Annotated in this window: 15 protein-coding genes and 1 tRNA gene; 5 read left to right on the plus strand and 11 right to left on the minus strand. The window is 72.1% G+C overall.

Annotated elements, in window-relative coordinates; translation table 11 throughout:
* From thrC to argS, 4 genes are read right to left on the minus strand one after another with little or no spacing between them, the layout of a single operon-like run.
* A complete protein-coding gene (thrC, locus tag AC4BG9_RS00255) occupies positions 1–1068 on the minus strand; it encodes a threonine synthase (protein ID WP_490569077.1) in 1068 nt (355 codons plus the stop codon).
* Positions 1065–2357: a homoserine dehydrogenase gene (locus tag AC4BG9_RS00260; RefSeq protein ID WP_490569078.1), complete on the minus strand. Its 1293-nt coding sequence runs from the start codon at positions 2355–2357 to the stop codon at positions 1065–1067. Before AC4BG9_RS00260 ends, thrC begins: the two co-directional genes overlap by 4 nt.
* A complete protein-coding gene (lysA, locus tag AC4BG9_RS00265; RefSeq protein ID WP_490569079.1) occupies positions 2354–3757 on the minus strand; it encodes a diaminopimelate decarboxylase in 1404 nt (467 codons plus the stop codon). Before lysA ends, AC4BG9_RS00260 begins: the two co-directional genes overlap by 4 nt.
* Positions 3754–5433 (minus strand): arginine--tRNA ligase, encoded by a 1680-nt coding sequence (argS, locus tag AC4BG9_RS00270; RefSeq protein ID WP_490569080.1) that lies wholly within the window; start codon positions 5431–5433, stop codon positions 3754–3756. The genes lysA and argS overlap by 4 nt, the downstream gene beginning before the upstream one ends.
* 84 nt (positions 5434–5517) lie before the next feature.
* Here argS and AC4BG9_RS00275 point away from each other — a divergent pair.
* Positions 5518–5590: transfer RNA gene (locus AC4BG9_RS00275), tRNA-Arg, on the plus strand.
* Between the two features lie 67 nt (positions 5591–5657).
* On the opposite strand, the gene AC4BG9_RS00280 is transcribed toward AC4BG9_RS00275, so the two are convergent.
* Together AC4BG9_RS00280 and AC4BG9_RS00285 are read right to left on the minus strand one after the other, a co-directional pair.
* Positions 5658–6581: an LCP family protein gene (locus tag AC4BG9_RS00280; RefSeq protein ID WP_490569081.1), complete on the minus strand. Its 924-nt coding sequence runs from the start codon at positions 6579–6581 to the stop codon at positions 5658–5660.
* Complete coding sequence (locus AC4BG9_RS00285) at positions 6578–7180, minus strand: hypothetical protein (RefSeq protein WP_490569082.1); 603 nt, start codon at positions 7178–7180, stop codon at positions 6578–6580. Before AC4BG9_RS00285 ends, AC4BG9_RS00280 begins: the two co-directional genes overlap by 4 nt.
* A 149-nt stretch (positions 7181–7329) precedes the next feature.
* Between AC4BG9_RS00285 and AC4BG9_RS00290 the strand changes: the two genes are divergently transcribed.
* Genes AC4BG9_RS00290 through AC4BG9_RS00300 form a run of 3 tightly spaced genes read left to right on the plus strand, consistent with a single transcriptional unit; the run spans position 7330 to position 11893 of the window.
* Positions 7330–11115 carry a multifunctional oxoglutarate decarboxylase/oxoglutarate dehydrogenase thiamine pyrophosphate-binding subunit/dihydrolipoyllysine-residue succinyltransferase subunit gene (locus AC4BG9_RS00290; protein WP_490569083.1) on the plus strand — a complete coding sequence of 1262 codons (3786 nt, stop codon included), beginning with the start codon at positions 7330–7332 and terminating at the stop codon, positions 11113–11115.
* Positions 11116–11119: 4 nt separating this feature from the next.
* Positions 11120–11296 carry a DUF6104 family protein gene (locus tag AC4BG9_RS00295; protein ID WP_490569084.1) on the plus strand — a complete coding sequence of 59 codons (177 nt, stop codon included), beginning with the start codon at positions 11120–11122 and terminating at the stop codon, positions 11294–11296.
* Positions 11297–11311: 15 nt separating this feature from the next.
* On the plus strand, positions 11312–11893 hold the full coding sequence (locus AC4BG9_RS00300) for an acetoacetate decarboxylase family protein (RefSeq protein WP_490569085.1): 582 nt from the start codon (positions 11312–11314) through the stop codon (positions 11891–11893).
* 42 nt (positions 11894–11935) lie between these two features.
* Here the strand turns inward: AC4BG9_RS00300 and gdhA are convergent, their stop codons facing one another.
* The 5 genes from gdhA to AC4BG9_RS00325 all read right to left on the minus strand — a co-directional run bounded on the left by gdhA (position 11936) and on the right by AC4BG9_RS00325 (position 16763).
* The gene (gdhA, locus tag AC4BG9_RS00305; protein ID WP_490569086.1) at positions 11936–13285 is read right to left on the minus strand and encodes an NADP-specific glutamate dehydrogenase; all 1350 of its coding nucleotides are present in this window, start codon (positions 13283–13285) and stop codon (positions 11936–11938) included.
* Between the two features lie 56 nt (positions 13286–13341).
* A complete protein-coding gene (locus AC4BG9_RS00310) occupies positions 13342–14055 on the minus strand; it encodes an SDR family oxidoreductase (RefSeq protein WP_490569087.1) in 714 nt (237 codons plus the stop codon).
* Positions 14052–15029, minus strand: coding sequence for a zinc-binding dehydrogenase (locus AC4BG9_RS00315; RefSeq protein ID WP_490569088.1), 978 nt, complete (start codon positions 15027–15029; stop codon positions 14052–14054). The genes AC4BG9_RS00310 and AC4BG9_RS00315 overlap by 4 nt, the downstream gene beginning before the upstream one ends.
* 86 nt (positions 15030–15115) lie before the next feature.
* Positions 15116–16303 (minus strand): NAD(P)-dependent malic enzyme, encoded by a 1188-nt coding sequence (locus tag AC4BG9_RS00320; protein WP_490569089.1) that lies wholly within the window; start codon positions 16301–16303, stop codon positions 15116–15118.
* A 79-nt stretch (positions 16304–16382) separates the two neighbouring features.
* Positions 16383–16763 (minus strand): S24 family peptidase, encoded by a 381-nt coding sequence (locus tag AC4BG9_RS00325; protein WP_490569090.1) that lies wholly within the window; start codon positions 16761–16763, stop codon positions 16383–16385.
* Positions 16764–16829: 66 nt separating this feature from the next.
* Here AC4BG9_RS00325 and sodN point away from each other — a divergent pair, with 66 nt between their 5' ends.
* Positions 16830–17231 carry a superoxide dismutase, Ni gene (gene sodN / locus AC4BG9_RS00330; protein WP_490569091.1) on the plus strand — a complete coding sequence of 134 codons (402 nt, stop codon included), beginning with the start codon at positions 16830–16832 and terminating at the stop codon, positions 17229–17231.
* Positions 17232–17254: the final 23 nt, after the last annotated feature.

Below are 17254 nucleotides of genomic sequence, written 5' to 3' on the forward strand. Positions count from 1 at the left end.
TCAGGCCAGCCCGGCCGCCGAGGCGGCCGCCAGCACGTCGGCGTCGACCACCGTGTCGACGACCGGGCCGAGGCCCTCCAGGGCGGTGTCGGTGTCCTTGAGACCGTGACCGGTCACCGTCACCACCACCGTCTGGCCGGCGTAGGACTCACCCTGCTCCAGCTCCTGGAGCATCCCGGCCACGCCGACCGCCGAGGCGGGCTCGACGAAGACGCCGTCGCGGCGCGCGAGCTCGCGCTGGGCGCTGAGGATCTGCTCGTCGCTCAGCGAGGCGAAGCGGCCGCCCGACTCCTCCGCGGCGGCCACCGCCAGCTTCCAGGAGGCGGGGTTCCCGATCCGGATGGCGGTCGCCCGGGTCTCCGGGAAGGGGAACGGCCGGCCGGTCACCAGAGGCGCCGCCCCCTCCGCCTGGAAGGCGCGCATCACGGGCTTCTTGGTGGTGCGGCCGAGCTCGGCGTACTGGCGGTAGCCGAGCCAGTAGGCGGAGATGTTGCCCGCGTTGCCCACCGGCAGCAGGTGCACGTCGGGGGCGTCCCCCAGCCGGTCGACGACCTCGAAGGCGGCGGTCTTCTGCCCCTCCAGCCGCACCGGGTTGACCGAGTTGACCAGGGCGACGGGGTACTGCTCGGCGAGTCCGCGCGAGATCGTGAGGCAGTCGTCGAAGTTGCCGCGCACCATGATGACCTGGGCGCCGTGCATGATCGCCTGCGCCATCTTCCCGGCCGAGATCTTGCCCTCGGGGACCAGGACCAGCGGCTTGAGGCCGGCCTTGGCGGCATAGGCGGCCATCGAGGCCGAGGTGTTGCCGGTGGAGGCGCAGACGACAGCCTCCGCGCCCTCGTGCTTGGCCACGGAGATGGCGGTGGTCATGCCGCGGTCCTTGAAGGAGCCGGTGGGGTTGTCACCCTCGACCTTGAGCCAGACCTGGCCGCCGGTGAGCCCGGAGAGCCACTGCGAGTCGACCAGCGCGGTCCCGCCCTCGCCCAGGGTGACGGCCGGCGTCCCCTCCGGGATGTCGAGCAGGTCCCGGTACTCCTCGATCACGCCTCGCCACTGATGGGCACTCACTCAGCTTCCCCTTCCACCCGCATCACCGAGGTGACCTCACGAACGACCGACATCTGGCTGAGCTGGTCCACGGTCGCGGCCAGCTGGGCGTCCGTGGCCTGGTGCGAGACGACGACCAGCTGGGCGTCTGCGCCCCGGCCCTCCTGCCGCACGGTCTGGATCGACACCCCGTGCTCGGCGAAGGCGTGCGCGACGTCGGCGAGCACGCCGGCGCGGTCCTCGACGTCGATCGCGACGTGGTAGCGGGTGCGGGTCTCCCCCATCGGCCGCACCACGCGCGCGGCGTAGGCGGACTCCCCGGCGCCGTTGGCGCCGGCCAGCCGGTGGCGGCCCACCGTCACCAGGTCGCCGAGCACCGCCGAGGCGGTCGGCGAGCCGCCCGCCCCAGGACCGTAGAACATGAGCTGACCGGCGGCCTCGCACTCCACGAAGACCGCGTTGTAGGCCTCGCGCACGCTGGCCAGCGGGTGGGAGCGCGGGATCATCGCGGGGTGCACCCGCACCGCGACCTCGTCGTCGACGAGCTCGGCGATCGCCAGCAGCTTGACCACCGCGCCCATGTCGCGGGCGGAGGCGACGTCGGCGGCGGTGACCTCGGAGATCCCCTCGCGGTGCACGTCGGCCGCGGTCACCCGGGTGTGGAAGGCCAGGCTCGCCAGGATGGCCGCCTTGGCGGCCGCGTCGAAGCCCTCGACGTCGGCGGTCGGGTCCGCCTCGGCGTAGCCCAGGTCCTGGGCCTCCTCGAGCGCCTCGGCGAAGCCGGCCCCGGAGGTGTCCATCTTGTCGAGGATGAAGTTGGTGGTGCCGTTGACGATGCCCAGCACACGGGTGACCCGGTCGCCGGCCAGCGACTCGCGCAGCGGACGGACGATCGGGATCGCGGCGGCCACCGCGGCCTCGTAGTAGAGGTCGCGCCCCGCCTTGCCCGCGGCCTCGAAGAGGGTCGGACCGTCCTCGGCGAGCAGCGCCTTGTTGGCCGTCACCACCGAGGCACCGTTCTCGAGGGCGCGCAGGATCAGCGACCGGGCGGGCTCGATCCCGCCGATCACCTCCACCACGACGTCGATGTCGCCGCGGCTGACCAGGCCCTCGGCGTCATCGGTCAGCAGCCCCTCGGGCGGCTCCACGTCGCGGGGTGCGTCGAGGCGCCGCACCGCGATCCCGACCAGCTCGACGCGGGCACCGACCCGCGCCTGGAGGTCGTCGGCCTGCTCGATCAGCAGCCGGGCCACCTGGGCACCCACCGAGCCGTAGCCCAGCAGTGCCACCTTCAGCCGCTTGTCGCTCATGCCCCACCCACGTCGGTTGCCAACAGATCGTCCTCAGTCTCACGTCGTACGACGACGCGGGAGGCGCCGTCTCGGACCGCGACCACTGGGGGTCGCAGGGCATGGTTGTAGTTGGAGGCCAGGGAGCGGCAGTAGGCGCCGGTCGCCGGGACCGCCAGCAGGTCGCCGGGGGCCACGTCGGCGGGCAGGAACTCGTCCTTGACCACGACGTCCCCGGCCTCGCAGTGCTTGCCCACCACCCGGGAGAGCCGGCCCGGGGCCGCGGAGTCGCGGCCGGCCAGCGTGCAGGAGTAGTCGGCGTCGTAGAGCGCGGTGCGGATGTTGTCGCTCATCCCCCCGTCGACGCTGACGTAGGTGCGCCGGGCACCGCCGTCGAGGGCGACGTCCTTGACCGTGCCGACCGTGTAGAGGGTGCACATGGCCGGCCCGACGATCGCGCGGCCGGGCTCGATCGAGAGGCGCGGGACCCCGATCCCGAGGGCGCGGCACTCGTGGGCCACGATCTCGAGCAGCTCCCGGGCCAGCCGCGAGGGCTCGGCCGGGTCGTCCTGCGTGGTGTAGGCGATGCCGAAGCCGCCGCCCAGGTCCATCTCGGGCATGGTCACCCCGAGCTCCTCGGCCACCCGCGCGTGCAGCGCCAGGACCCGGCGGGCCGCGACCTCGAAGCCGGAGGAGTCGAAGATCTGGCTGCCGATGTGGGAGTGCAGCCCCAGCAGCGCCAGACCGGGGGCGGCCTGGACCCGGCGGACCGCCTCGAGCGCGTCGCCGGAGGTGATCGAGAAGCCGAACTTCTGGTCCTCGTGGGCGGTCGCGATGTACTCGTGGGTGTGGGCCTCCACCCCGGCGGTCACCCGGACCATCACCGGCACCGGGCGGGAGGCCTCGGCGCTCAGCGCGGTCAGCCGGTCGACCTCGTCGAAGGAGTCGATGATGATCCGGCCGACCCCGAGCTCGATCGCCCGCGCCAACTCGGCCGACGTCTTGTTGTTGCCGTGGTAGCCCACCCTGGCCATGTCGAATCCGGCCCGCTCGGCGACCAGCAGCTCGCCGGCGCTGCACACATCGAGGTTCAGGCCCTCCGCGGCGACCCAGCGCGCCACCGCGGTGCTCAGGAACGCCTTGCCGGCGTAGAAGACGTCGAAGCCTTCGAACGCCTCGCGGAAGGCCCGGGCCCGGGCCCGGAAGTCGGCCTCGTCCAGCACGTAGGCCGGGGTTCCGTGCTCGGCCGCCAGCTCGTCCATCCGGACGCCGCCCACCTCCAGCACGCCGTCGACCTTGCGTGCGGTGCTCGACCACAGGTGGGGCACGAGGGCGTTGGGGTCCTCGGGCCGGCGCAGCCACGACGGGCCGCGCATGGCACCCGACGCGTGGGCCCACCCCGCCTCGTGGGTGGTGCTCACATCCGCTCCGGTGCCGAGACCCCGAGCATCCCCAGGCCGTTGGCCAGCACCGTCCGGGTGGCCGAGACCAGCACCAGCCGGGCGGTGTTGAGGTCGGTCACCGGCTCGTCGCCCTGGGGCAGCATCCGGCACTCGCGGGCGTCGTACCACTTGTTGAAGACCGAGGTGGTGTCCTCCAGGTAGCGGGCGACACGGTGCGGCTCGCGCAGCTCGGCGGCGCTGGCCACCACCCGGGGGAACTCGGCGAGGGCGCGCAGCAGCCGGCCCTCGAGCTCGTGGGAGAGCAGCGCCGGGTCGAAGCCGGTGGACAGGTCCTCGGGGACAGCCATGCCCAGGTCGGCGGCGTTCTCCATCATCCGGCAGGTCCGGGCGTGCCCGTACTGGACGTAGTAGACGGGGTTGTCGTTGGACGCCCGGGTGATCTCGGCGACGTCGAGGGTGAGCGGGCTGTCGGCCGGGTAGCGCGCCAGCGAGTAGCGCAGGGCGTCGACGCCGATCTCGTCGACCAGCTCGGTGAGCGTCACCATGGTGCCGGCCCGCTTGGAGAGGCGCAGCTCCTCGCCGTTGCGCAGGATCTTGACCAGCTGGCCGATCATCACGTCCAGCGTCTGCTCGGGGTCGTCGCCGACGCAGGCGGCCATCGCCCTGAGCCGGTTGACGTAGCCGTGGTGGTCGGCGCCCAGCAGGTAGAGGCAGCGGTCGAACCCGCGCGCCCGCTTGTTGAGGTAGTAGGCGGTGTCCGAGGCGAAGTAGGTGAGCTCCCCGTCGGACTTGATGAGCACCCGGTCCTTGTCGTCGCCGAAGTCGGTGGTCCGCATCCACAGCGCGCCGCCCTCCTCGTAGACGTGCCCCAGGCCCTTGAGCCGGGCCAACGTCTGGGGCACCTCGCCACCGTCGTGCAGGGAGAGCTCGGAGAACCACACGTCGAAGTGCGTGTTGATCGCGTCGAGCTGCTCCTGCTGCTCCTTGAGCTGCAGCTCGTAGCCCTTGGTACGGACGGCGGCCAGCCGCTCGTCGGCGGGCAGGTCGAAGATCCCGGGGCTGGCCTCGCCCACCCGCCGGGCGAGGTCCTGGATGTAGGCGCCGGCGTAGCCGTCCTGGGGGGTCGGCTCGCCGAGCGCCGCGGCGATGATCGAGGCCGCGAAGTGGTTCATCTGGACACCGCGGTCGTTGATGTAGAACTCGCGGGTGACCTCCGCCCCGGCCGCGGCGAGCACCCGGGCGATCGCGTCGCCCAGCACCGCCCAGCGGGTGTGGCCGAGGTGGAGGGGCCCGGTGGGGTTGGCCGAGATGAACTCGACGTTGATCTTGCGGCCGGCCAGCGTCCGGCTGCCGCCGTAGGCCTCGCCTGCGGCGACGACGTCGGCCGCGACCTGGCCCTGGGCGCCGGCCTCGACGGTGATGTTGAGGAAACCGGGGCCTGCCACCTCGACGCCCGCCACGCCCTCGGCAGTGCGCAGGCGCTCGGCGAGCAGCTCACCGAAGGGCCGAGGGGCGGTGCCGGCCTTCTTGGCCAGCTGGAGGGCCACGTTGGTGGAGTAGTCGCCGTGTCCCTTCTGGCGGGGACGCTCCACAGTGACCGTGGCCGGGAGGCCGTCAGGCAGCGTTACCGCGCCGTCGGTCACCAGGGACTCGAGGGCGGTCAGGATCGTGGTGGAGAGCTGGTCGGGGGTCACCCTTCAAGCGTATCCGCGGGTGTCGGTTTCCGCTGCGGCAGGTTGGGAAGGTAGTCTCCCCTCTCGCGTCGTCGTTGACGCACTGCCTCCGTAGCTCAGGGGATAGAGCACTGGTTTCCGGTACCAGGTGCCGCAGGTTCGAATCCTGCCGGAGGCACACACGCAGAGCCCCGACCGCACGCGGCCGGGGCTCTCGTCATGTCGGCGTCGGTCGCCGACGCCGGTCAGCAGCGGCGCAGCGTCGCGTCCCGGCGGGCCTCGGCCCCCCAGCGCCGCGCGGTCGCCACGTCGGGGAAGACCACGCTGGCCGAGCCGGCGAACCCGACCCGACCCGGCACCACGCAGGTGGTGATCGACCGGGACCGGACCTGGGCGACGGCCTGGGCGAGGCGGAAGAGCTCGACCGGGGAGGCATCGGTGTCGGTGTGCTCGAGCACCGTCATCACCCCCCGCTCCAGGAAGCCGGGGCGGTCCTTGGCCGCGACGATCCTGGCGTGGATCCCGCGCAGGGTGCGCTGCTGGTTGGCCGAGCGCCCGAAGTCGCCGTCGGGCAGCCCCTTGCGGATGCGGCTGAAGGCCATCGCGTCGTAGCCCCCGAGCCGGATCCGCCCGCGGGCGAACCCCTCCCGCTTCAGGTCCGGGTCGGCGAAGCGGCGGGGGTTGTCCACGGTGATCCCCCCGATGTCGTCGACCATGTCCTCGAAGAACGGGAAGCGAGTGACCATCACGTAGTCGGCCTCGATGCCGGTCAGCCCGCGCATGGTGGCCGCCATCAGCTGCGGGCCGCCGTAGACGAGCCCGGCGTTGATCCGGGTGCGGCCGTGCCCGGGGACGTCGACCCACGCGTCCCGGGGCACCCCGATGGCGGTCGCGGCCCCGGTGCGCGCGTTGAGCCCCACCAGCTGGATCGCGTCGGCGCGGCTGCGGGTCATCGACTGGCCGGGCCGCGCGTCCGAGCCCAGGGCCAGGATCCAGACCACGTCGGGGGTCAGGTCGACGCCCTGGGTGCGGCGGACCTCGACCAGGCTCACCTCGGTGGGCGCGACCGAGGAGTCGGGCACCACCAGTCCCAGCACCGCCAGGGCGACGCCGAGGCCCAGGACGCGCAGCGCACCGGCGCAGCGGCGCAGCGGACGGGAGGCTCTCATCGCTTCCCCCTGGAGAGGTCGTAGGCAAAGATGCGCCACCGGTCGCGCCCCTGCCCGCCCACGGGTGTCAGGGCCAGCCGGCCGCGCACCGAGACCTTCTTGGCGACCTCGCCCGAGGTGTGCAGGTCGAGCGTGAGCCGGGCGGTGACGCCGGCCGGGCGGCCGCCGGGGGCGAGCACGACGTAGCGGACCGCGCGCTTGGTGACCCGCACCCCGTCGATCCGCTCCGAGATGCCCGCCAGCGACGTCATCCCTGCGTCGCGCCGGGCGCGCCGGGCCGCACCCGGTGTGAAGCCCTCCCAGGCTCCGGTGATCTCCCGGGGGAAGGTGCCGCCGACGAACGCCGCGTCGAGCCAGCCGTCGACCACCTCAGCCACCTGGTCGACCAGCCTCTGACGGGCCGGGCGCGGCAGCCGCCCCACGACCTGTCCGAGGAGGTGCTTGGTCGGCACGGGGACGCTCTCGGCCGACCGCGAGGCGGTCGGCGGAGCGGGCGAGGCCCCGGCGCCGGGCGCGTCCGGCTCGCCCGTGCAGGCGGTCAGGCCGAGCAGCAGCGCGAGCGGCACAGCGGCACGGCGGGGCAGGGAACGGGCGGGCACGGCAGCCTTCTCCAGGTCGGGGACGAGTACGGCGTACCGACCAGCCTGCCGCAAGAGGACCCATGCCCTGCATTTGTCGGGCGGGGGGTCTAGCCTTGACGGCGACTCACCCATAACCGCGCGCTTACCCGGAAGAGGCGAACCAAGCCGTGCCGCAGTCCCCCACCTCTGACCAGTCCTCCAACTCCTCGACGGACGCCGACTTCGGCGCCAACGAGTGGCTGGTCCAGGAGATGTACGAGCAGTACCGGAAGGACCCGGCCAGCGTCGGGTCCGCCTGGGCCGACTACTTCAAGGAGCACTCGGGGGCCGACGGCACGAACGCCTCGGCACCGCGGGTGGAGCAGGCTGCCGCCAAGCCGGCTGCGGCACAGCAGTCCGCCCCCCAGGCAGCGCCCTCGGGCCAGCAGGCACAGCAGACGCAGCAGCCGGTCAAGCAGGCGAGCACACCCACCCCGAAGGCGAAGCCGCGCCCCGCCGCGGCGGCGGCCGAGCCCGCGACCGGCACCGACCGGCCGGTGGCCAAGGATGCCCGTCCGGCCGCGCCCGCCGAGGTCAAGGACGAGCCCAGCTACACCGTGCTGCGCGGCGCGCCCGCGCGCACTGCCCAGAACATGGACGCCTCGCTCACCGTCCCGACCGCGACCTCGGTCCGCTCGGTCCCGGTCAAGCTGCTGTGGGACAACCGCACGGTCATCAACAACCACCTCGCCCGCGCCCGCGGCGGCAAGGTCTCCTTCACCCACATCATCGGCTACGCCATGGTCCAGGCGGTCAAGGCGATGCCGGAGATGAACGTCGGCTTCGACGTCGTCGACGGCAAGCCCAACCTGATCACCCCGGCGCACATCAACCTCGGCCTGGCGATCGACGTGCCCAAGAAGGACGGCAGCCGCCAGCTCCTGGTGCCCTCCATCAAGGGTGCCGAGACGATGGACTTCGCCGGCTTCTGGACCGCCTACGAGGAGGTCGTGCGCAAGGCCCGCGACGGCAAGCTCGGCGTCGCGGACTTCCAGGGGACGACCATCTCCCTGACCAACCCCGGCGGCATCGGCACCAGCCACTCGGTCCCGCGGCTGATGAAGGGCCAGGGCGCCATCATCGGCGTGGGCGCCATGGAGTACCCGCCGGAGTGGCAGGGCGCCTCCGCCGAGGCGATCGCGCGCAACGCCATCAGCAAGGTGATGACCCTCACCTCCACCTACGACCACCGGGTGATCCAGGGGGCACAGTCGGGCGAGTTCCTCAAGCGCCTGCACGCCCTCCTGCTCGGCGAGGGCGGCTTCTACGACGACATCTTCCGCTCGCTGCGGATCCCCTACGAGCCGATCCGGTGGGCCGCGGACATCGCGACCAACCACGACGAGGACATCAGCAAGCAGGCCCGGATCCTGGAGCTGATCCACGCCTACCGGGTGCGGGGCCACATGATGGCCGACACCGACCCGCTGGAGTACCGCCAGCGCTCGCACCCCGACCTGGAGATCGAGTCGCACGGGCTGACCCTGTGGGACCTCGACCGCGAGTTCGCGACCGGGTCCTTCGGCGGCGAGGGCCGGCGCTTCATGAAGCTGCGCGACATCCTGGGGATCCTGCGCGACTCCTACTGCCGCACCATCGGCATCGAGTACATGCACATCATGGACCCGGAGCAGCGCGCCTGGATCCAGCAGCGCGTCGAGCAGCCGCACACCAAGACGCCCCGCGAGGAGCAGCTGCGCATCCTGCTCAAGCTCAACCAGGCCGAGGCGTTCGAGACCTTCCTGCAGACCAAGTTCGTGGGCCAGAAGCGCTTCTCCCTCGAGGGCGGCGAGACCACGATCCCGCTGGTCGACGAGATCTGCGAGGCGGCCGCCGAGGCCTCCCTCAGCGAGGTCGCCATCGGGATGGCCCACCGCGGGCGGCTCAACCTGCTGGCCAACATCGTCGGCAAGAGCTACTCCCAGATCTTCCGCGAGTTCGAGGGCAACATCGACCCGCGCACCGTCCAGGGATCCGGCGACGTGAAGTACCACCTCGGCGCGGAGGGCGAGTTCGTCTCCGGGCGCGGCGACACCATCAAGGTCTCGGTCGCGGCCAACCCCTCGCACCTCGAGGCGGTCGACCCCGTCCTGGAGGGCATCGCGCGGGCCAAGCAGGACGTCCTGGACCGCGGCGCCGAGTACCCCGTGCTCCCGCTGCTGGTGCACGGCGATGCCGCCTTCGCCGGCCAGGGCGTGGTGGCCGAGACGCTCAACCTCTCCCAGCTGCGCGGCTACCGCACCGGCGGCACCATCCACGTCGTGGTCAACAACCAGGTGGGGTTCACCACCTCGCCCGGCTCGTCGCGCTCCTCCCTCTACGCCACCGACGTGGCCCGGATGGTCCAGGCCCCGATCTTCCACGTCAACGGCGACGACCCCGAGGCCTGCATCCGGGTGGCGCGGCTCGCCTTCGAGTACCGCCAGGCGTTCAACAAGGACGTCGTGATCGACCTGGTCTGCTACCGCCGGCGCGGTCACAACGAGGGCGACGACCCGTCGTACACCCAGCCGCTGATGTACGACCTCATCGAGCAGAAGCGCTCGGTGCGCAAGCTCTACACCGAGTCCCTGATCGGCCGGGGCGACATCACCCTGGAGGAGGCCGAGCAGGTCCTGCGCGACTACCAGCAGCAGCTGGAGCGGGTCTTCACCGAGGTGCGCGAGGCGACCGCCCAGCCGTCGGAGTGGACCACCGTGCCCGACTACCCGGAGAAGTCCGCCGGAACCCGCGGGACCGCCATCTCCTCGGAGGTCCTCAAGCGCATCTCGGACGCCTACATCACCCCGCCGGAGGGCTTCACGGTCCACCCCAAGGTGATGCCGCAGCTGCAGCGGCGGGCCGCCGCGATCACCGACGGCCCCATCGACTGGGGCACCGGCGAGATCCTCGCCTTCGGCTCGCTGCTCATGGAGGGCCGCCCGGTCCGCCTGGCCGGCCAGGACTCGCGCCGAGGCACCTTCGTCCAGCGGTTCGCGACCATCATCGACCGCAAGAACGCCGACGAGTGGACGCCGCTGACCAACCTCAGCGAGGACCAGGCGAAGTTCTACGTCTACGACTCGCTGCTCTCCGAGTACGCCGCCCTCGGCTTCGAGTACGGCTACTCGGTGGCCCGCCCGGACGCCCTGGTGCTGTGGGAGGCCCAGTTCGGCGACTTCGTCAACGGTGCCCAGACGGTGATCGACGAGTTCATCTCCGCGGGTGAGACCAAGTGGCGCCAGCAGTCCGGCGTCGTCCTGCTCCTCCCCCACGGCTACGAGGGTCAGGGACCGGACCACTCCTCGGCCCGCATCGAGCGCTTCCTGACCATGTGCGCCGAGGACGCGATGGTGGTGGCCCAGCCCTCCACCCCCGCCTCCCACTTCCACCTGCTGCGCAGCCACTCCCTGGGCGAGGAGCACCGGCCGCTGGTCGTCTTCACCCCGAAGTCGATGCTCAAGCGCAAGGAGGCCGCCTCCCAGCCGAGCGACTTCACCGAGGGGACGTCCTTCCGGCCCTTCATCGGCGACGACGAGGCCGACGCCTCGCAGGTCGAGACGCTCCTGCTCTGCTCGGGCCGGATCACCTGGGACCTGGTCGTGGAGCGGCGCAAGCGCGAGGACGGCGCCAAGTTCGCCATCGGCCGGGTGGAGCAGCTCTACCCCCGCCCGACCGAGGAGATCAAGGCCGAGATCGCCAGGTACCCCCACCTCAAGACGGTGCGGTGGGTGCAGGACGAGCCGCGCAACATGGGCCCCTGGCCGCACTACGCGCTCAACGTCTGGGAGGAGCTCGGCATCAAGGTGGAGCCGGTCACCCGCCCCGCCTCCGCCTCGCCGTCGGTCGGCACCCTCAAGCGGCACACGGAGGAGCAGAAGAACCTGCTCGGCCAGGCGTTCGCCTCCCCGACTGCGCCCGCCAACGACTACTGAGCCGATGTACTTCACCGATCGGGGCATCGAGGAGCTGGAGCGACGCCGGGGTGACGAGGAGGTCACCCTGGCGTGGCTCGCCGACCGGTTGCAGCAGTTCACCGACATCCACCCCGAGTTCGAGACGGCGGTGGAGCGGTTCGCCACCTGGCTGGCCCGCGAGGACGACCCCGAGGACTGAGGAGGAGCCCGGCCGATGGCCTTCCCGTCTCCGCCCTGGCACCTGAGGGGCCACCTGTGGGGCTCGCTCTTCCGTGCCCGGCCGCCGGGCGAGCCGGCCGGGCTCTTCGCCGTGGCCTTCGTGGAGTACCGGCCCGGGGGCACCCTCGACTACTCCGAGCTGCTGGTGGCGCGCCGGGCCGACGAGGGTGGTCTGGCGCTGCGGGTCCGCGACCTGTGGGTGGACTCCGAGGTCTCGCGCGAAGGAGGTCGCGCCCTGTGGGACCTGCCCAAGGAGCTGGCGACCTTCAGCCACTCGCGCGGTGGCCTCGGCCCGCTCGACCGGACCTTCTGGGCCGCCGCGCAGGGCCGGGCCCCACTGGCCACGGCGGAGTTCCTCGACACCTCGGCCCTCTCGCTGCGCGGGCCGCTGCGGGGCCGCACCAGCCAACCGGCGCTCACCGCGAGCACCCGCTCGGCCACCATCAGGGGGTCCGCGCGCGCGATCCCCTGCCTGGCCCACTGGTCCTTCGACGCTCGGGGCCCGCTCGGCTGGCTGGCCGAGCGGCCGCCACTGCTGTCGTGGCGGCTCCGCGACTTCGCCGTCACCTTCGAGTGAGCGGCCCGCCGGTCCGCCGACGGTCCTCGTACGCAGCCGGGCTCAGATGACGCCCATCGCCAGCATCGCGTCCGCGACCTGGCAGAAGCCGGAGATGTTCGCCCCGGCCACGTAGTCGCCGGGCACGCCGTACTCGTCGGCGGTCTCGACGCACTGCAGGTGGATGCCGGCCATGATGTCGGCCAGCCGCTCCTCGGTGTGCTCGAAGGTCCAGCGGTCGCGCGAGGCGTTCTGCTGCATCTCCAGGGCACTGGTGGCCACTCCCCCGGCGTTCGCGGCCTTGCCGGGGGCGAAGAGCACCCCGGCGGAGCGCAGCAGGTCCAGCGCCGCGGGCGTGGTCGGCATGTTGGCACCCTCGGCCACCACCTGCACGCCGTGGCGCACCAGGGTCCTGGCGCCCTCCTCGGGGAGCTCGTTCTGGGTGGCGCACGGCAGCGCCACGTCGCACGGGACGTCCCAGATGGACCCGTCGGCCACGTGGTGCACCTTCGGCCCGCGCAGCTCGGCGTACTCACTGACCCGGCCCCGGCGCCCCTCCTTGATCTCCCGGAGCAGCGGGACGTCGATGCCGGCCTCGTCCACCACGTAGCCGCCGGAGTCCGAGACCGCCACCACGGTGCCGCCGAGCTGGTGGACCTTCTGGACCGCGTAGATCGCCACGTTGCCGGAGCCCGAGACGACCACGCGCTTGCCGTCGAAGGAGGAGCCGCGGGCGCGCAGCATCTCGTCGACGAAGAAGACCGTGCCGTAGCCGGTCGCCTCGGTCCGCGCCTTGGAGCCGCCCCAGGTGATGCCCTTGCCGGTGAGCACTCCCGACTCGTAGCGGTTGGTGATCCGCTTGTACTGACCGAAGAGGTAGCCGATCTCGCGGCCGCCCACCCCGGTGTCACCGGCCGGGACGTCGGTGTACTCGCCCAGGTGCCGGTAGAGCTCGGTCATGAAGGACTGGCAGAAGCGCATCACCTCACCCTCGGAGCGGCCCTTGGGGTCGAAGTCCGAGCCGCCCTTGCCGCCGCCGATCGGCATGCCGGTGAGCGCGTTCTTGAAGACCTGCTCGAAGCCCAGGAACTTCACGATGCCCAGGTAGACACTGGGGTGGAAGCGAAGCCCGCCCTTGTAGGGCCCGAGCGCGGAGTTGAACTCGACCCGGAACCCGCGGTTGGTCCGGACCGTGCCCTGGTCGTCGACCCAGGGCACCCGGAAGATGATCTGGCGCTCAGGCTCGCAGATGCGCTCGATGATCGAGGCCTCGACGTACTCGGGTCGCTTCACCACGACCGGGCTCAGGCTCTCCAGGACCTCGTGCACGGCCTGGTGGAACTCGAGCTCTCCCTGGTTGCGGTGCAGGACCTCGGCATAGACGGGCTGAAGTGCGGGGTGGAGGGTGCTCACGGGGGTTCCTCTGTTCACGGGTCGGCTGCAGAGCGCAGCCCTGTCGGGCGTCGGCCTCAGGCCGGGGGATGTCTCGGCGCCGCGCGGAGGGTCAGGTCCGGGATCGTCGCGTCGGCGGGCAGGTCCAGCACGTGGCGGATCGACTCCGCCACCGATTCGGCGCTCAGGAACGCGGACGGATCGTACTTGCGTCCCTCCTGCCGATGCACCAGCTCCTGCATGGGGGTGGCGGTGCGGCTCGGGTAGACCGAGGTCACCCGCACCCCGTGGGGGGCCTCCTCGGCGCGGACCGCGTCGGCGAACGCCCGCAGTCCTGCCTTGGAGGCCGCGTAGGCCGCCCAGTGCGGGTTGACCGACTGCACGGCCGTGGAGTTGACCAGGACGATGGTGCCTCGGGCGGCACGCAGCGCGGGCAGGACCGCGCGGGTCAGGCGCGCGGGGGCGTTCAGGTTGACCTGGAGCTGCTCCTGCCAGGCGTCGGCGTTGAGCGTGGCCACGGGGCCGAGGTGGACGACGCCCGCGCAGTGCACCAGGGAGTCGAGCGACTCCATCTCGGCCAGCACGGAGCCCGCCGTCGCCACCGCTTCGGGCCGGGCCAGGTCGACGACGTGGCAAGCGTGCCCGGGCAGCGCGGCCTGCATCTCGTCGGCGCGCCGGTGGGTGCGGGCCAGCATCACCAGGCGGTCGCCCCGCGCCGCCAGCAGGCGCGCCAGCGCCAGGCCGATGCCGGACCCGGCCCCGGTGAGCAGGTGTGTGCGCGGCGCGGTCATCGCGTGAGCACCACCTTGCCGAAGACCTCGCCCCTGCTCAGCGCCGCGAACGCGTCGTGCGCCTTCTCCATCGGCATCGTCCGGTCGACCAGCGGCCGGGTGCCGGTGGCGTCGAGCATCGCCACCAGCGAGGCCAGCTCGGCGCGGTTCCCCATGGTGGAGCCGATCACCTGCAGCTGGAGGAAGAAGATCCGGGTGAGCTCGGAGTCGTCGAGCTGGGGTCCGCTGGTGGTGCCGCTGATCACGATCTTGCCGCCGGGACGCAGCGCGCGCACCGAGTGCGACCACGTCGCGCGTCCCACGGTCTCCATCACCGCGTCGACCTTGTGCGGCAGCCGCGCGCCGGACTCGAAGACCTCGTGGGCCCCGATCTCGAGCGCGCGCGCCCTCTTGGCCTCGTCGCGGGAGGTGACCAGCACCCGGAGCCCACCGGCCCGGGCGAGGGTGATCAGCGCGGTGGCGACGCCGCCGCCGGCGCCCTGGACGAGCACGGAGTCCCCGGCCTTGAGCCCGCCCTGGGTGAAGAGCATGCGGTAGGCGGTCAGCCAGGCGGTGGGGAGGCAGGCGGCCTCCTCGAAGGAGAGCGAGGCGGGCTTGGGCACCACGTTGCGGCGCGGCACGACCACCTTGTCGGCGAACGTGCCCTGGTGCCGCTCGGAGAGCAGGGAGCGGCGCGGGTCGAGGGTCTCGTCACCGCTCCAGTCGGGGTCGCTGACCACCGCGTGGACGACGACCTCGTTGCCGTCCTCGTCGTGGCCGGCGGCGTCGCAGCCCAGGATCATCGGGAGGGCCTCCGCGCGCAGGCCCACTCCCTGCAGGGACCACAGGTCGTGGTGGTTGAGGGAGGCCGCCCTGACCGTGACGGTCGTCCAGCCCTCGGGCGCGACGGGGTCGGGACGCTCCCCCACCACGAGTCCGGCCAGCGGATCGGCCGCGTCACGAGGCGCGAAGGAGTCGGCATACACGGCGAACATGCCACGAGGCTATCCCTCACCCCCGCCCGGGCCCTCGCCAGCCCGAGCGACGGACCCCGCCCCGCCGGGTGGGGCGGGGTCGAGGCTCAGCGCCGGGCGACTCCGTCGCGGCGGGCGGCAGCGGCCACCGCGGCCGAGACGGCCGGCCCCACCCGAGGGTCGAAGGGCGACGGGATCACGAAGTCGGCGGCGAGGTCGTCGCCGACCAGCCCCGCCAGCGCCTCGGCGGCGGCCAGCTTCATGCCCTCGGTGATCGCTGTGGCGTGCACGTCGAAGGCGCCCCGGAAGATGCCGGGGAAGGCGAGCACGTTGTTGATCTGGTTGGGGAAGTCCGAGCGGCCGGTGGCCACGACCCTCGCGTGCCGGTGGGCGACCTCCGGGTGGACCTCGGGGTGCGGGTTGGCGAGACCGAAGATGATGGCGTCGTCGGCCATGGTGGCCACCACCTCCTCGGGCACGGTGCCGCCGGAGACACCGATGTAGACGTCGGCTCCGCGCATCACCTCCGCGAGGGTGCCGCTGCGCCCGACACGGTCGGCGGTGTCGCGGGCCAACGCCGCCTTGACCGGGGTCAGGTCGGCACGCTGGGAGTTGAGCACGCCCTGCCGGTCCACGATGGCCAGGTCCTCCAGGCCGGCCTCCAGCAGGATCCGGGCGACCGCGACGCCAGCCGCGCCGGCGCCCGAGATCACCACCCGGGTCTTGGCGGGGGTCCGGCCGGTGAGGCGGAGCGCGTTGGTCAGCGCGGCCAGCGCCACCACCGCCGTGCCGTGCTGGTCGTCGTGGAACACCGGGATGTCCAGGAGCTCCTTGAGACGGTCCTCGATCTCGAAGCAGCGGGGGGCCGAGATGTCCTCGAGGTTGATCCCGCCGAAGCTCGGCGCGAGCCGGGCCACGGTCTCGATGATCTCCTCCACGTCGGTGGTCGCCAGCGCGATCGGCACCGCGTCGACGCCGCCGAACTGCTTGAACAGGACCGCCTTGCCCTCCATCACGGGCATCGCCGCGCCGGGGCCGATGTCGCCGAGTCCGAGGACCGCGGTGCCGTCGGTGACGACGGCCACGGTGTTGGGGACCCAGGTGTAGTGCTGGGTCATGGTGGGATCCTCGGCGATCGCCTCGCAGACGCGAGCCACCCCGGGGGTGTAGGCCAGGGCGAGCGCGTCGGGGCCGTCGAGCTCGACGGTCGAGACCGTCTCCAGCTTGCCGCCTACGTGGAGGTCGAACACCGGATCGCCGAGGAACGGGTGGGCCGGATCGGGTGTGTCAACCATGGCGCCGATTCTTCCACGGACCCTCCGGGCATCGATGACCGTGTCCGCCAGGTCCCTCCCGGACGGCCTCACACGCCGCTCAGGCCTGGCCCTGGCGAGGCCGGCGCCACCAGCGGGGACGGGGCCAGGCCCGGGCCAGCACCACGGCGTGCACGGCGGCGTCGGCCACCGGCCCCCGGTGGCGGGAGTCGACGCCGACGGCGGGGTCCTCGCTGAGCAGCCACCACCCGGGAGAGCCGTCGCGCAGGGAGCGGCGCGAGTGCGCCCGCTTCACCACCAGGGTGCCGTCGGCGAGCGTGGCCAGCACCAGGTCGCCCGGCCGCGGCACGACGCCGTACCTGACCACGAGCCGGTCGCCCGGTCGCAGCAGGGGAAGCATCGAGGCGCCACGCACCCGGGCCAGGCCGACCGCATGACCCCGTCCCGACGGGGTACCACCCCACTGACCGGCACCGCTCACGCGAGTAGTGTCGCAGTCAACCATCACGACTGCTGCACCACTGAGCACGACCGAGAGGAACGTTTGATGTTCTCCCGCTTCATCGCCCCCACCGTCGATGCCTCGGCGCACTGCGACCTGCCCTGCGGCGTCTACGACCCGGCACAGGCTCGCATCGAGGCCGAGTCGATCAAGCAGATCATCGCCAAGGTCGCCGACAACGCCGACCCGGACTTCCGCACCCGCGCCATCCTGATCAAGGAGCAGCGCTCCGAGCTGGTCAAGCACCACCTGTGGGTGCTGTGGACCGACTACTTCAAGCCCCCGCACTTCGAGAAGTACCCGCAGCTGCACAGCCTCATCAACGAGGCGACCAAGCTGGCCGGCGCGTCCGGCACCAAGGGCGAGCTCGACGCGGACAAGGCGGACCAGCTGCTGTCCAAGATCGACGAGATCGCGGACATCTTCTGGGAGACCAAGAAGGCCTGACCCGGTTCAGACCACTTGTGGGG

This window comes from Nocardioides sp. Z40_12 (assembly GCF_058215795.1).

Bases quoted from the DNA above. Each gene is read 5' to 3' on its own strand.
- sodN (WP_490569091.1), top strand. From the start codon at position 16,830: ATGTTCTCCCGCTTCATCGCCCCCACCGTCGATGCCTCGGCGCACTGC.
- AC4BG9_RS00320 (WP_490569089.1), bottom strand. From the start codon at position 16,303: ATGGTTGACACACCCGATCCGGCCCACCCGTTCCTCGGCGATCCGGTG.
- AC4BG9_RS00295 (WP_490569084.1), top strand. From the start codon at position 11,120: ATGTACTTCACCGATCGGGGCATCGAGGAGCTGGAGCGACGCCGGGGT.
- AC4BG9_RS00315 (WP_490569088.1), bottom strand. From the start codon at position 15,029: ATGTTCGCCGTGTATGCCGACTCCTTCGCGCCTCGTGACGCGGCCGAT.
- AC4BG9_RS00260 (WP_490569078.1), bottom strand. From the start codon at position 2,357: ATGAGCGACAAGCGGCTGAAGGTGGCACTGCTGGGCTACGGCTCGGTG.
- AC4BG9_RS00300 (WP_490569085.1), top strand. From the start codon at position 11,312: ATGGCCTTCCCGTCTCCGCCCTGGCACCTGAGGGGCCACCTGTGGGGC.
- AC4BG9_RS00310 (WP_490569087.1), bottom strand. From the start codon at position 14,055: ATGACCGCGCCGCGCACACACCTGCTCACCGGGGCCGGGTCCGGCATC.
- AC4BG9_RS00280 (WP_490569081.1), bottom strand. From the start codon at position 6,581: ATGAGAGCCTCCCGTCCGCTGCGCCGCTGCGCCGGTGCGCTGCGCGTC.